Genomic DNA, 15,999 nt, shown 5'->3' with positions numbered 1-15,999 from the left:
CGGGGTTCGTGGCGCTGCAGCGCCGGGACCAGGATCAGGCCGTGACCGTGATGCGGGGTCTGGCCCAGCTCCACGCGAACGGTTTGGCGGTCGACTGGGCCGCGGTGTTCGCCGGGACCGCAGCCGCGCAGGTCGACCTGCCCACCTACGCCTTCCAGCGCCAGAAGTACTGGATCGACAGCGTCGCGCCCGGATCGGCGGAGCAGGCCGGTCCCGGCCCGAACTCCACCGGCCACCCGCTGCTGACCTCGGCCGTCACGCTGGGCGGCGACCAGGGCGCCGTGCTGACCGGCCGGCTGTCGCCGCGCACCCACCCCTGGCTCGCCGGTCACACCCTGGGCGGCACGGCGTTCCTCCCCGTGTCCGCCCTGGTCGACCTGGCCGTCCGCGCCGGTGACGAGGTGGGCTGCCCGCTGCTGGCCGAGCTGGAGATCACCGCGCCGCTGGCCGTCCCGGAGCGCGAAGCCGTCCAGATACAGGTCGTGGTCGGGGCTCCCCGGGACGACGGACGGCGGCCGGTCACGGTCGACGCGCGGCAGGCCACCCCCCCGAAGGCGACGGGCCGTTCCGGCGTCTCCAGCGGGTCCGGGCCCGTCCAGGACCCTCCGGGCTCGTGGGTCCGTCACGCCACCGGCCTGCTCGCCGAGTCGGCGCCAGCGCCGGTGTTCTCGCTGGCCGCGTGGCCGCCGCCCGGCGCGGTCCCGGTCGAGCTCGACGGCTTCTACGACGGGCTCGCCGCGCACGGCCACGGGTGCGGGCCGCTGTTCCAGGGCCTGCGCTCGCTGTGGCGCCAGGGCGATGAGCTGTTCGCCGAGGTGCGGCTGCCCGGCGACGCCGACGCGGCGGGGTTCGGCCTCCATCCCGCCCTGCTGGACGCGGCGCTGCATCCGCTGCTTCCCGGCGCCGGCCCGGCCGCCACGGGCGTGTCGTGGCGCCAGATCGCCCTGCACGCCACCGGAGCGAGCGCGCTGCGCTGCCGGCTCACCCCCGAGGGCCCGGACGCGTTCCGGCTCCGGGTGGCCGACGAGGCCGGGGAGCCGGTCGCCGAGGCCCGCTCGGTCACCCTGCGCGCGCTGCCCGCCGAGGCGGACACCCCGGCCGACGACCTCGCGTCCGGCTCGCTGTTCCGTGTCGCCTGGTCACCGGCCGCCCTCCCCGACGCCGGTGACATCACCGGCCGCTGGGCGCTGCTCGGCGAGACCGGCGGCCGGCTCGGAGCCGTCGCGGGGCTCGGGCTCGCCACCCTGGCGGAGGCCGCCGCCGCCGGAGATCCGGTGGACGCGCTGGTCGTCGTCGCCGGCCGGGACCCGGCCGCCGAAGGCGATGTCGCGGGCTCGGCGCGGCGGGCCACCACCCGCCTGCTGGAGCTGGTGCAGGACTGGCTGGCCGGCGACTGGCTCACGCGCCCCCGCCTGGTGGTGATCACGGGCAACGCGGTGGGCACCCACGCCGGCGAGGACGTCGATCTCACCACGGCCCCGCTGTGGGGCCTGGTCAGGGCGGCCCAGATCGAGCATCCCGGCGGCATCACGCTGATCGACGCCGACGACGACCCCGCCACCACCGCCGTCCTGCCCGCGGCGATCGAATCCGGCCACGACCAGCTCGCCGTCCGCGCGGGCCGCGCGAGCGTCCCCCGCCTGGCCAGGCTGTGCCGAACCCCCCAAGGAGCCCCGGAACCCGGCACGAACGGCACGGCGCCGCCGCTCCTCGCGGGCGCACCCCACCCGGCCATGCCGCACGGGAACGGCGGCCCGGCGCCGGCCCCCCACCCCGACCGCACGCCGCCGCCACTCCGCACGAGCGCGTCCCGGTTCGCCGGGCCGCGGGGGATCGGCGGGCGGGCGCTCGATCCGGACGGAACGGTGCTCGTCACCGGAGGCACGGGGTCGCTCGGCGCGTTGTTCGCCCGGCACCTGGTCACCGAGTACGGGGTCCGGCGGCTGGTGCTGACCAGCCGGCGCGGGGGCGACTCTCCGGGGGCGGCCGACCTGCGCGAGGAGCTGACCGGGCTGGGGGCGCGGGTCGAGATCGTGGCCGGAGACGTCGCCGACCGGGCCACGGTCGCGGCGCTGCTGGCCGGCATCCCGGCCGCGCATCCGCTGACCGGGGTAGTGCACACCGCGGGTGTGATCGACGACGGGATCATCACGTCGCTGACCCCCGGCCGCCTCGCCTCCGTGCTGGCCCCGAAGGTGGACGCGGCCCTGCACCTGCACGAGCTGACCGCGGACCTCGACCTGGCGATGTTCGTGCTGTTCTCCTCGGTCGCGGGCATCATCGGCTCACCCGGGCAGGCGAACTACTCGGCGGCCAACCTGTTCCTGGACGCGCTCGCCCACCACCGCCGGGGGCGCGGGCTGCCCGCCGTCTCCATCGCCTGGGGCGCCTGGGCGCAGACGCACGGCATGGCGGCCCGCCTGACCGAGGCCGACTGGAACCGCGCCACCCAGGCGGGCCTGCGGCCGATCTCGCCGGACGAGGGGCCCGCGCTGTTCGACGCCGCGCTCGCCGCCGACGACGCCGTCCCGGTGCCGATGCACCTGAACCTCGACGTGGTCACCCGGCAGCACGGTCCCGTCCCGCCGTTGCTGCGCGGGCTCATCCGCAAGCCGGTCCGCCGGATCGTCACCTCGGCGGACGGCGGCGGCGCGCTGGCCGACCGGCTGACCGCGCTGGACCCGGCCGAGCAGCGGGCGCTGCTCCTCGGGCTGGTGCGCACCGCGGTCGCCGCGGTGCTCGGACACGGCACCACCGAGGACGTCGCCGACGACGCCGTCTTCACCGACCTCGGCTTCGACTCGCTGACCGCGGTCGAGCTGCGCAACCGGCTGACGTCGGAGACGGGCCTGGCCCTGCCGCCCACGGTGGTGTTCGACCACACCACTCCGGCCGCGCTGGCCGACCACCTCCGCGCGGAGGTGCTCGCCGGGGCGGCGCCGGCCGACTCCGCGCCGTCCAGGTTCGACTTCGACGCGGAGATCCGGCTCGCCGCCGACGTGGTGCCCGCCGCCGAGGTCACCACCGAGCTGGGCGACCCGGCGCACGTCCTCCTCACCGGCGCGACCGGGTTCCTCGGCGCTTTCCTGCTCCGCGACCTCATGCGGTCGACCCGGGCGACGGTGCACTGCCTGGTTCGCGGCGCCGACGAGCGGACCGCGCTGGAGCGGCTGCGGGCCAACCTGGCCTGGTACGGGCTCCTTGACGAGGTGGACGTCCGGCGGCTGGCGATCGTGCTGGGCGACCTGGCCGAACCGCGGTTCGGCCTCGCCCCGGCGGCGTACGACGCCCTGGCCCGCATCGTGGACGGGGTGTACCACGCGGGCGCGACCGTCAACTGGCTGCATCCGTACAGGTCGTTGAAGGCGTCCAACGTCACCGGCACCGAGGAGGTGCTCCGGCTGGCTGCGCTGCACCGCACGGTGCCCGTGCACCACATCTCCAGCACCGGAGTGTTCGCCGGCCCCGCGGCTGACGGCGCCGGGCTGGCGCCGGAGGACCCGATCGGGCCGCCCGACGCACTGACGAACGGGTACCGGCAGTCCAAGTACGTGACCGAGAAGATCATCGAGCTGGCCCGGGAGCGCGGGCTGCCGGTGTCGGTCTACCGGGTCGACGTCGTGTCGGGCGACCAGCGCACCGGCGCGTGCCAGACCCAGGACTTCGTCTGGCTCAGCCTCAAGGGCTGCCTGCAGGCCGGGGCGCTGCCGAAGGGCGCCGACGCCTTCTTCCCGATGGTTCCGGTGGACTACGTCAGCGCGGCGGTGACGCGGCTGTCGCAGGCGCGGGCCGCCGGCGGCACCTTCCACCTCGGCAACCGGACGCCGGTCGCGTTCCAGGACATGGTGGCCTACCTGCGCGACTCCGGCTACGCCGTGGCCGAGACGTCCTGGGACGACTTCGTGGCGACCGTCAAGGCCGACCGCGGCAACGCCCTGTTCCCGGTGATCGACATCTTCCGCGACTACCTGACCGCCGGCGAGGCCGTTTACATGGCCATCGACGCCGGCTCGACCGAGCGCGCCCTCGCCGGCTCGGGCATCGGGTGCCCGCCCATCGACAGGGACCTGTTCGGCAGGTACGCGAGGTTCTTCGCCGAGGCGGGCTACTTCCCCGGCCGCCCGGCCCTGGCCGACGCGGGCTCCTGAACGACCGGCGCGCCTCTCCGCACGGGGGCGCGCCGGCCGTGCCAGGCCGTACCCGGGCCAAGCCGGCCCCGGGTACGGCCGGGCCTGGTTCAGTCGACCTCGACGTCGTCGAGGAGGCGCAGCAGGCGCGAGAGCACGCGCAGGCAGGAGTCGACCTCGACGTCGGTGAGGTCGCCGCCGGCCAGGCGCAGCACCGAACGCTCGCGGTCGAGCACGGCGATGACGGCGGCCCGGCCCTCCTCGGTCAGCCGGATGAGCGAGGACGGGCGACGTGGACGCCTCGGTCGAGGCGTTCCTGACCCTCGGCGCGGGCCCGCACCGTCACCTGAAGGACGTCGACCCCGACGTCGTCGACCGCCTGCGCCGGATGGCCACGACCACCATGTCCAAGCACACCGCCGGCGAGCCGGACCACGTCGTCCCGGTACGCGACACCTGGGAGCGCGTCGGCCGCATCGGCGTCCCCGTGCTGGCGATCAACGGCGCCGCCGACTCCCCCGACCATCTCGCCATGGCCGAACGCCTGGCCGGCGCCGTCCCCCGAGGCCGCTCGATGCTCATCGACGGCACCGCCCACTACCCCAACATGGAGCGCCCCGACCTCTTCACCAAGGCCCTCGAACACTTCCTGCACACCTTGTGACCCCGCCCCCACCCGGCGGCCTCCCGAAACCACCGCCCACGATCGACCGCCCCGGGAACCAGCCGACCACCGCCCCCTGGATGGCGCCTTCGGCACAGCCTTTCTAGGCGACTCCCACCCAGCCCACCACCCACAGTCGCGCAAGCGAAGCCACCCCCGAGTCGACGTGGGCGGGGGTGAGGAGGGTCTTACAACCCTGAGAACAACGGCTTGCGCGACGGGCGCGCGGCGACACTCAGCGATGCCGCCTCTAGAAGGCGCGCCGAAGGCTTCAGGGCGGGCGCCGTCGTGTGGTGGGTGAGGCGGCGTGTCCGCTTGGACGGCGGTTCAGCGGGAACCGCCGTCCAGGAAGGCGAAGAGCTCGTCGTCGGTGGCGTCGTCGACGTCGATGCGGCCGGGGCCGCGGGCCGCGTCACTCATGGCGGTCAGGCGGGCCAGCAGCTCTTCCAGGCGGGCCGCGATGCGCTCGCCCTCACCTCCGGTCACGTCCCGCAGTGCCGACTCCAGCCCGTCGAGGTGCGTGAACGCCGAACCGGCCGGCGGCGTGCTCTTGGAGGCGCTCAGGATCTCGGCGGTGAGGCGGTGGGCCAGCTCGGCGGGGGTCGGGTGGTCGAACACCAGCGTGGCGGGGAGGCGCACCCCGGTCGCGGAGCCCAGGCGATCGCGAAGCTCGACGGCGGTCAGCGAGTCGACCCCGAGCTCCTTGAACGCGCGACCGGCCTCGACCTCCTCCGTCGACGGGAACCCCAGAACATCGGCGAGCTGGGCGCGCACCAGGTCGAGCACCACCCCGTGGTGCTCGACCTCGGGCAGGGCCGCCAGCCGCGACGCCACCGGCGACACCGCGCCCCCGCCGGGCCGTGACGCCGGCCGGGCCCGCCCGCCGGCCAGCCGGCGGAGCAGCGCCGGCACGACCGGCTGGACCCGCACCGTCGCCAGGTCCAGCCGGACCGGCGCCAGCAGCGGCTCGTCCACCGTCAGCGCGGCGTCCAGCAGGGCGGCGCCCTGCTCGGCCGACAGGGGCAGCGCGCCCGTACGCGAGATCCGGCGCAGGTCGGCCTCGCCCAGATCCCTGGTCATCTCGCTGCGCTCGTCCCACATCCCCCATGCCAGCGACACCGCCGGCAGGCCCCGCGCCCGGCGGTGGCACGCGAGGGCGTCCAGGTAGGCGTTCGCGGCGGCGTAGTTGGCCTGCCCCGCCGCGCCCAGCATGCCGGACATGGAGGAGAACAGCACGAACGCCGACAACGGCAGGCCCTCGGTGAGCTCGTGCAGGTTCCACGCCCCGTCCACCTTCGGGCGCAGGACGGTGTCCATCTGCTCCGGGGTCATCGTGGCCAGCAGGCCGTCGGCGAGCACGCCCGCGGCGTGCACCACCGCGGTCAGCGGGAAGCGCGGCGAGATCCCGGCCAGCAGCTCCGCCGCCGCGTCACGGTCGGCCACGTCACACGCGACCACGGTGACCTCGGCGCCCAGCGCCGCCAGGTCGGCCACCAGCCGACCGGCTCCGGCGGAGGCCATGCCGCGGCGGGCGGCCAGCAGCAGGTGCCGCACGCCGTGCCGGGTGACCAGGTGCCGCGCCACCCCCGCCCCGATCATGCCGGTGCCCCCGGTGATCAGCACCGTGCCGTCGGGGTCGAACGCGGCGGGCACCTCCCCGGTGCGCGCGCGGTCGAGCCTGGGCGCCCGCACCTCCCGCGCCCGGACCGCCAGCTGCGGTTCGTCCCCGATCAAGCTCGCGACCGCGGCCCATGGCACGGGCCCGCCGTCCACGTCCAGGAGGCCGAACCGGCCCGGGTGCTCCGTCTGGGCCGAACGCACCAGGCCCCAGACCGCCCCCTGGGCCAGGTCCTCGACCGGCTCCCCCGGCGTGGCGGCCACCGCGCCGTTCGTGACCAGCACCAGGCGCGCGGACGCGAACCGCTCCTCGGCCAGCCAGTCCCGCACGATGCCCAGCACCGTGTGCGCGACCCGCCGGACGTCCGGGCCGGACGGGCACGGCAGGAACACGACGTCCGCGCCGGCCTCCGCCTCGGACAGCGCGTCCGCGCGCGTCCACCGCGGCTCGGCCCGCGGTGAGGCGGGCACCGCCTGCCAGTCGACCCGGAACAGCGCGTCGGCCGGCGCCCCCGCCTCGTCGCGCGGCACCGGCCGGAACCGCAGACCGTCGATCGACGCCACCGGCGCGCCGGAGGCGTCGTACATCCGGACCGAGAGCGTGCCGGGACCGGTGGGCGTCAGCCGTACCCGCACCGCCGGCGCCCCCGGGACGTGCACGGACACGCCGGTCCACGCGAACGGCAGCGCGATGCCGTCCATGCCGCTGAGGAACGGCCCGAGACCGACCGCGTGCAGGGCGGCGTCCAGCAGGGCGGGGTGGATGACGTACCGGCCGGCCTGGCCCGCCTGTTCGCCGGGGAGCGCGACCTCGGCGAACACCTCCTCGCCGCGGCGCCACATCGACGTCAGCCCCTGGAAGACGGGGCCGTATCCGTAGCCGCGCCCGGCCAGCTCGTCGTACGCGCCGTCGACGGCGACCGGGGTGGCGTCCCGCGGCGGCCAGCTCGGCTCTCCCCCGTCCGGCGTGGCGGCGGCCGGGGCGGCGACGCCGGTGGCGTGCAGCGTCCACGGGTGCGGGTCGGGGGTGTCGGGCCGCGAATGCACCCGCACCCGGCACCGCCCCGACTCGTCCGGCCCGTCCACCGTCACCTGGACCCGTGCCCCTCCCCGTCTCGGGAGCACCAGGGGGGCGTGCAGGGTCAGCTCCTCGACCGACGCGCACCCAGTCTCGTTCCCGGCGCGCAGTGCCATCTCGACGAACGCGGTGCCGGGAAGCAGGATCCGGCCGCCCACCTCGTGGTCGGCCAGCCATGGCTGGGCGGTCACCGACAGGCGGCCGGTCACCAGCACGCCACCGGACTCCGGCGCCTCGACCATGGCGGCCAGCAGCGGGTGCCGCACCGTGGACAGCCCCGCCGAGGTCACGTCACCGGCCGGGGCGTCCAGCCAGTAGCGCCGGCGTTGGAAGGCGTAGGTCGGCAGGTCGACGTGGCGGGCCCCGGTGCCGGCGAAGACCTCGGTCCAGTCGACGCTCGCGCCGTGGGCGTGGGCCCGGGCGAGCGCGGTCAGCGCGGTGGCGGCCTGGGGCCGGTCACGGCGTTGCAGGGCGATGAAAGCCGCGTCCGCGACGGCGTGCCCCAGGGCGGTGAGCACGGCGTCGGGTCCGATCTCGACGAAGCGGGTCACGCCGTGGTCGTGCAGCCACCGGACCTGGTCGGCGAACCGCACCGGCCGGCGCACCTGCTCCACCCAGTAGCCCGCCGCCACCCGTTCCGCGTCCCCGGTCAACGGGATGGCCGGGTCGGTGAACGCCACCCCGTCGAGCACCTCGCCGAACTCCGCGAGCATCGGGTCCATCAGCGGGGAGTGGAAGGCGTGGCTCACCCGCAGCCGGCTGGTCCTGCACCCCCGCTCGCGCAGCCGCTCGGCGACCTCGACCACGGCCGCCTCGACACCGGAGATCACCACCGAGTCCGGCGCGTTCACCGCCGCGACCCCCACCTCGGCCTCCCGGCCGACCAGCACAGACACGACCTCATCCTCGGTCGCCTGCACCGCGACCATCGCCCCACCCGACGGCAACCCCTGCATCAACCGCGCCCGCGCCGCCACCACCCGGCACGCGTCCTCCAGCGACCACACCCCGGCCACATACGCCGCAGCCAGCTCACCGATCGAATGCCCCGTCACATAATCCGGAACCACACCCCACGACCGGACCAGCCGGAACAACGCCACCTCGAACGCGAACAGTCCCGGCTGCGTCCACCCCGTCTCATCCAGACCCTCACCGCAGAACACCACATCCTTCAACGACCCGGGCAACAACCCGTCGAAGGCCGCGCACACCTCGTCGAACGCCGCCGCGAACACCGGGAAGTCCGCGTACAGCTCCCGGCCCATCCCCGCCCGCTGGGCGCCCTGACCGGTGAACAGGAAAGCCGTACGACCCGCGCCCGCCACACCGCGCACCACGCGGGAGTCCGAACCGTCCTCCGCCAGCGCCCGCAACCCCGCCAGCAGACCCTCACGGTCACCGGCCACCACCGCCGCACGATGCTCGAACACCGACCGCGACGACACCAGCGAGAACCCCACATCAACCGGATCGATCTCCGGCCGGGACTCCACGAACGACACCAACCGACCCGCCTGCGCCCGCAACGCCCCCGGCGACTTCGCCGACAGCACCCACGGCACCACCCCACCAGGCACGGCCCCCACCAACCCGGCCCCCACCGGCTCGATCGCCTCGGGCTCAGCCCGCTCCGGTCCTACGGCCACCGCGCTCGACGCGGGCTGGACCGGCTCCGGCCCCGCATCTGCCTGTGGGTCCGGCTCGTCTTCGGGGGCCTGCTCCACGACGACGTGGGCGTTGGTGCCGCTGATCCCGAACGACGACACCGCGGCGCGCCTCGGACGTCCCGCCTCGGGCCACGGGCGGGTCTCGGTGAGCAGCTCGATCGCACCGGCCGTCCAGTCGACCTCGGGCGTCGGCTCGTCCACGTGCAAGGTCTTCGGCATCATCCCGTGCCGGAGCGCCAGCACCGTCTTGATCAGGCCGACGACCCCGGCCGCCGCCTGCGCGTGCCCGATGTTCGACTTGACCGATCCCAGCCACACCGGCCGGCCCTCGGGGCGCTCCCGGCCGTACGTCGCCAGGATGGCCCTCGCCTCGATCGGGTCGCCCAGCCGCGTTCCCGTCCCGTGCGCCTCCACCAGGTCGACCTCGGCCGCCGGGACGCGGGCGTTCGCCAGCGCCTGCCGGATGACCCGCTGCTGCGCCAGGCCGTTCGGCGCGGTCAGGCCGTTGGACGCGCCGTCCTGGTTCACCGCCGAGCCGCGGATCACCGCCAGCACCCGGTGCCCGTTCCGCCGGGCGTCGGACAGGCGCTCGACCACGAGCATGCCCGCGCCCTCGGACCACCCGGTGCCGTCCGCGCCGGCCGCGAACGACTTGCACCGGCCGTCGGGCGCCAGCCCGCGCTGCCGGGAGAACTCCACCAGGATGCGCGGGCTCGTGGTGACCATCGCGCCCCCGGCCAGCGCCAGGTCGCACTCGCCCGACCGCAGTGCCGCGATCGCCAGGTGCACGGCGACCAGGGACGACGAGCACGCCGTGTCGACCGTGAGCGCCGGGCCCTCCAGGCCGAGGGAGTAGGAGATCCGGCCGGAGGCGACGCTGCCGAGCGTGCCGGTCATCAGGTAGCCCTCGGCGCCGCCCGCCGTGACGTCGGACTGCGCGCCGTACCCCTGCGGGCCCGTTCCGGCGAACACCCCGGTCCTGCTGCCGCGCAGCGTGTGCGGGTCGATGCCCGCCCGCTCCACCGCCTCCCACGACGTCTCCAGCAGCAGCCGCTGCTGCGGGTCCATCGCGACGGCCTCGCGCGGCGAGATGCCGAAGAACGCCGCGTCGAAGTCCCCCGCGTCGTGCAGGAACCCGCCGCCGCGCGTGTAGTAGGTGCCCGGCCGGTCCGGGTCGGGGTCGTACAGGTTCTCGACGTCCCAGCCGCGATCGGCCGGGATCGCGCCGACCGCGTCGACGCCCTCCACGACCAGGCGCCACAGTTCCTCGGGCGTGGTGACGCCGCCCGGGAGGCGGCACGCCATTCCCACGATCGCGACCGGCTCGTCCGGGGCGGCGGGCGCGGTCGTGACTTCGGGCGGTGCGGGGCGGTCGCCGACCAGCACGGTCAGCAGGTGCTCGCCCAGCGCCTCGGGCGTCGGATGGTCGAACACGACGGTCGCGGGCAGCGCGAGACCGGTGCGCGCGACCAGCCGGTTGCGCAGTTCGACGGCCGTCAGCGAGTCCAGGCCCAGCCGGCGGAACGGGACGTCCCCCGCCACTGCGCCGCCGTCGGCGTGCCCCAGCGCGGCCGCCACCTCGTCGCGCACCAGGCCGACGAGGAACTCCTCGCGGTCGGCGGCGGACATCGCGATGAGACGGTCGGCCAGCCCCGTCCGCCGCACGCCGGTCGCGGCCACGCGGCGGGCGGCGCGGCCGGTCAGCCCGCGCAGGATCGGCGCGGCCACCCCGGCCTGCGAGCGCAGCACCGCGAGGTCGTACCGGGCGGGCACCACGGCGGCGCGACCGGTGCGCGAGGCGCGGTCGAACAGCTCCGTGCCCTCGTCGGTGGAGATGGGCCGCAGGCCCGACCTCAGCCACCGGTCGAGCTCCTCCCGCGGGACCTCGGTCTCCATGCCGCCTGCCGCCCACAGCCCCCACCCCAGCGACGTCGCGGGCAGGCCCCGCGCCCTGCGGTGCGCGGCCAGGGCCTCCAGGAACAGGTTGCCCGCGGCGTAACCGCCCTGGCGGGGGCCGCCGATGGTGGCGGCCAGCGAGGAGAACAGCACGAACATCGTCAGGTCGGTGTCGCGGGTCAGCTCGTGCAGGTGCCAGGCGGCGTCCACCTTGGGACGCAGCACGGCGGAGACCCGGCTCGCGGTCAGCTCGGTGAACGCCACGTCCTCGGCCACCCCCGCCGAGTGCAGCACCCCGGTGAGCGGGTGCTCGGCCGGGATGCCGGCCAGCAGCTCGGCCAGGGCGTCCCGGTCGGCGACGTCGCAGGCCACGATGCGCACCTCGGCGCCCAAGGCCGACAGCTCGTCCCGCAGCTCGGCCGCGCCCGGGGCGGCGGGCCCGCGCCTGCCCGCCAGCACCAGGTGCCGGACGCCGTAGTGGGTGACCAGGTGCCGGGCGAACAGCGCGCCCAGCGCCCCGGTGCCGCCGGTGATCAAAACCGTGCCGTCCGGCGCCGGGTTCGAGTTCGGGTCCGGGTTCGAGTTCGGCTTTCCATCCGAGTTCGGGTTCGGGTTCCCGTCCAGGTTCGGGTTCCCGTCCAGGTTCCGGTTCCCGTCCAGGTTCCGGTTCCCGTCCGGGTTCGGCGCCTGCGCCTGCGGCTCGGTCTCGGCGGGCCTGGCGAGCCTGGGGACCAGCGCCGCGCCGGCCCTGATCGCCACCTGCGGCTCCCCCGAACGCACGGCGGCCGGCAGCAGGCCGGCCGAGGAGGGGTCGTCGTCGAGGTCGACCAGCGTGACGCGCTCCGGGTGCTCGGACTGCGCCGAGCGCAGCAACCCCCACACCGCCGCGCCGGCCAGGTCCGCGGCGTCCTCGCCGGGGCCGGCGGCCACCGCGCCGCGGGTGACCACCACCAACCGGCCGGCGGCCGGCCGCTCGTCGGCCAGCCACCGCTGGACGAGGTCCAGCGCCTCACGCACCGCCGCGTGCACCGCACCGGCGACCTCCGCGCCTTCAGGCGCCTCTCCGGCCCGCACGGCGAGAACGACGCCGGCGCCGTCCGCCCCGGCCGGCTCGCCGTCCGAGCGGGCACGCACCCCGGCCGGCGCCCCGCCGCTCGGCATGGCCACGACGATCTCGGCGCCGTCCGCCCCGGCGAGGTCGCCGCAGCGGCGGACCGGCACCCCGGTGGCCGTCAGGGCTTGTTCGACGCGGTCGCCGGCGGGGCCCAGCAGTGCCCATGGGGCGGACTCGGCGGGCGGGGCGGGCAGGCCGGCCGGGATCCAGTCCACCGCGTAGAGCGCGTCGAGGGCGCCTCCGGTGGCGGTGAGCCGATCGGCGGGCACCGGCCGTGTGAGCAGCGACCGGGCCTCGGCGACCGGCTGCCCGGTCTCGTCGGCCACCTGGAGCGTCGTCGAGTCGTCGTCACGGCTCACCCGCACCCGCAACGCGGTCGCGCCGGTCGCGTGCAGGGTCACCCCGGCCCACTCCAGCGGCAGGGCGATCCCGTCGTCGCCGGCCGGGACGTCGAGCAGCGCCGGGTGCAGGGCGGCGTCCAGCAGCGCCGGATGGATCCCGAAGCGGACGGCCTCGGCGGCCACCCGCTCGGGCAGCCGCACCTCGGCGAACACCTCGGCGCCGCGCCGCCACACCGACTCCAGGCCCTGGAACACCGGCCCGTACCCGTAGCCGCGCCCGGCCAGGTCGGCGTACACGCCGTCGACGGCGACCGGGGCCGCTCCCACAGGCGGCCACGCCTCCAGCGTCCAGTCCGGCGCCGGACCGGGGGCGCCGAGCAGGCCGCCGGCGTGCGCCGTCCACCGCTCGGCGTCGGCGCCGTCCGGGCGGGAGTAGAAGGTCACCGGACGGTTCCCGTCCTCCCGGGGGCCGCCGACCACGATCTGGACGAGCACTCCCGCCCCGCCGGGCACCACCAGCGGCGCCTCGATCACCAGCTCCTCCAGCACCGGGCGGTCGACCTCGCCGCCGGCGCGCAGGGCCAGCTCCACCAGGGCGGCCTCCGGGAGCACCACGGCCTCGCCGACGGTGTGCTCGGCCAGCCAGGGGTGCGTCCCCATCGACAGGCGGCCGGTGAACACCACCTCGTCACCGCCGGCCACCCCGACCACCGCGCCCAGCAGGGGATGCTCCGCGCCCCGCAGCCCCGCCGCGCTGACGTCGCCGGAGGCCGGCTCCGCCAGCCAGTAGAAGTCCCGCTGGAACGGGTACGTCGGCAGCTCGACCCGGCCGGCCCGCGTGCCCGCGAACACCGCCGCCCAGTCGACGCCCGCGCCCCCGGTGTGCGCCTGGGCGAGTGCGGTGATCGCGGTGGCGGTCTCGGGCTGGTCGCGGCGTTGCAGCGCGACGAACTCCGCGTCCACGGTGTGCTGGCCCAGCGCGCTGAGCACCCCGTCCGGGCCGATCTCGACGAACCGGGTGACGCCCTGGTCGCGCAGCCAGCGCACCTGGTCGGTGAAGCGCACCGTCTGGCGCACCTGCCCCACCCAGTACTCCGGGGTGCACACCTCGGCCGCGTCGGCGACCAGCGGGATCTCCGGCTCGGTGAACGCCGCGGCGTCCAGGACGCGGCCGAACTCCGTCAGCATGGGGTCGACCAGGGGCGAGTGGGCCGCCTGCCCGATGCTCAGCCGGCGGGTCTTGCGCCCCTGCCGCTGCAGGTGCGCGGCGACCTCGGTGACGACGGCCTCGACCCCGGAGACGACCACCGAACGCGGCGCGTTGATCGCGGCGATCCCCGCCTCGGACTCCAGCCCGGCCAGCAGGGGCGCGACCTCCTCTTCCGTGGCCTCGACGGCGATCATGGCTCCGCCGCGCGGGAGGGCCTGCATCAGGCGCGCCCGCGCCGCCACCACCCGGCAGGCGTCCGCCAGGGACCACACCCCGGCCGCGTGCGCCGCGGCCAGCTCGCCGATCGAGTGGCCGGTCACGTAGTCGGGGACCAGGCCCCACGACCGCACCAGGCGGTACAGGGCGACCTCGAACGCGAACAGCGCGGGCTTGGTCCACCCGATCTCCTGCAGCCCCTCGCCGGTGAACACCACGTCCTTCAGCGACCCGGGCAGCAGCCCCTCGAACCCGGCGCACACCTCGTCGAACGCCCGCGCGAACACCGGGAAGTCCTCGTACAGCCCGCGGCCCATGCCCGCCCGCTGGGGGCCGGCGCCGGTGAACAGGAAGGCCGTGCGGCCCGCGCCGGCCGTCCCGCGCGTCACGGACGGTCCCGAGGCGTCCTCGGCCAGCATGCGCAGGCCGTTCAGCAGGCCGTCGCGGTCGCCCGCGACCACCGCGGCGCGGTGCTCGAACGCCGAGCGCGTCGTGGCCAGCGAGTACGCCACGTCGGCCGGGCGCAGGCCGGCGTCGGACTCCACCAGCGACACGAGCCGGGCCGCCTGCCCGCGCAGCGCGTCCGGCGTCTTCGCCGACACCAGCCACGGGACCACCGGCAGCGCCGTCTCCGGCCCGGCCTCCTCGGGCTCGGGCGGCGGCGCCTGCTCCAGCACCAGGTGGGCGTTGGTGCCGCTGATCCCGAAGGCGGACACCGCCGCCCGTCGCGGCCCGCCGGTCGGCGGCCAGGGACGGCTCTCGGCCAGCAGCTCCACGGCCCCGGCCGACCAGTCGACCTGGGACGTCGGCCGGTCCACGTGCAGCGTCTTGGGCAGCACGCCGTGCTGGAGGGCGAGCACCGTCTTGATCACGCCGGCGACGCCGGCCGCCGCCTGGGTGTGGCCGATGTTCGACTTCAGCGAGCCCAGCCACACGGGCCGGTCCTCGTCCCGGCCCTGGCCGTAGGTCGCGAGGATGGCCTGCGCCTCGATCGGGTCGCCCAGCCGCGTGCCGGTGCCGTGCGCCTCGACCAGGTCGACCTCGGCGGCGGACAGCCCCGCGTCGGCCAGCGCCTGCCGGATCACCCGCTCCTGCGAGGGCCCGTTCGGCGCGGTCAGCCCGTTGGACGCGCCGTCCTGGTTCACCGCGCTGCCCCGGATCACCGCCAGCACCCGATGCCCCTCGCGCCGCGCGTCCGAAAGTCGCTCCAGCACCAGCATGCCGGCGCCCTCGCCCCACCCGGTGCCGTCCGCGGCGTCGGCGAACGACTTGCACCGGCCGTCGGGCGCCAGGCCGCGCTGGCGGCTGAAGGAGATGAACAGACCGGGCGTGGCCATCACGGTGACGCCGCCGGCCAGCGCCAGCCCGCAGTGGCCGGCCCGCAGGGCGGCCACCGCCAGGTGCAGCGCCACCGACGACGACGAGCACGCCGTGTCCACCGTGATCGCCGGGCCCTCCACGCCGAGCGTGTACGCGACCCTTCCGGAGACGACGCTGGTGGTGGTGCCGGTGAGCAGGTGCGCGTCGGCGTCGTGGTCGGCCAGATGGAGCCGGGGGCCGTACTCCTGGGAGATCACACCCGCGAACACCCCGGCCCGGGTGCCGCGCAGCGACGCCGGGTCGATGCCGGCCCGCTCCAGGGCCTCCCACGAGGTCTCCAGCAGCACCCGCTGCTGCGGATCCATCGCCAGCGCCTCACGCGGCGAGATCCCGAAGAACGCCGCGTCGAACTCCGCCGCGTCGCCCAGGAACCCGCCGTGCCGGGTGGAGGTGCGGCCGGGCGCCTCGGGGTCCGGGTCGTACAGCGCCTCGGCGTCCCAGCCCCGGTCGGCGGGGAACCCGGCGATCGCGTCCTCGCCGCCGGAGACCAGCCGCCACAGGTCCGAGGGCGAGGCCACGCCGCCGGGGAACCGGCAGGCCATGCCGACGATCGCGATCGGCTCCCGGGCCGACCGCTCGACGTCCTGCAGCCGCTGCTTGGTCTGGTGCAGCTCGGCGGTGACACGCTTGAGGTACTCGACGAGCTTCTCTTCGTTGCCCATTACCGCGACCCCACCCTCCCGATG

General features: G+C 76.0%; 4 protein-coding genes. 2 read left to right on the top strand and 2 right to left on the bottom strand.

The features are described from left to right. Positions 1 to 50: 50 nt before the first annotated feature. Positions 51 to 4,148, top strand: a complete 4,098-nt coding sequence (locus PYR91_RS35695; RefSeq protein ID WP_279787334.1) for a thioester reductase domain-containing protein — start codon at positions 51 to 53, stop codon at positions 4,146 to 4,148. 89 nt (positions 4,149 to 4,237) lie between these two features. Here the strand turns inward: PYR91_RS35695 and PYR91_RS35690 are convergent, their stop codons facing one another. Continuing rightward, complete coding sequence (locus tag PYR91_RS35690) at positions 4,238 to 4,363, bottom strand: hypothetical protein (RefSeq protein ID WP_279787331.1); 126 nt, start codon at positions 4,361 to 4,363, stop codon at positions 4,238 to 4,240. A 56-nt stretch (positions 4,364 to 4,419) separates the two neighbouring features. Between PYR91_RS35690 and PYR91_RS35685 the strand changes: the two genes are divergently transcribed. Continuing rightward, positions 4,420 to 4,791, top strand: a complete 372-nt coding sequence (locus PYR91_RS35685; RefSeq protein WP_279787329.1) for an alpha/beta hydrolase — start codon at positions 4,420 to 4,422, stop codon at positions 4,789 to 4,791. A 327-nt stretch (positions 4,792 to 5,118) separates the two neighbouring features. On the opposite strand, the gene PYR91_RS35680 is transcribed toward PYR91_RS35685, so the two are convergent. Beyond that, entirely contained in the window at positions 5,119 to 15,975 is a 10,857-nt protein-coding gene (locus tag PYR91_RS35680; RefSeq protein WP_279787328.1) for a type I polyketide synthase, read from the bottom strand. Positions 15,976 to 15,999: the final 24 nt, after the last annotated feature.

The sequence above is a fragment of the Sphaerisporangium sp. TRM90804 genome, assembly GCF_029846175.1.
Taxonomy (GTDB): Bacteria; Actinomycetota; Actinomycetes; order Streptosporangiales; family Streptosporangiaceae; genus Sphaerisporangium.
The sequence above is the reverse complement of the archived record's forward strand: the minus strand, read 5'-3'. Positions and strand labels throughout refer to the sequence as shown.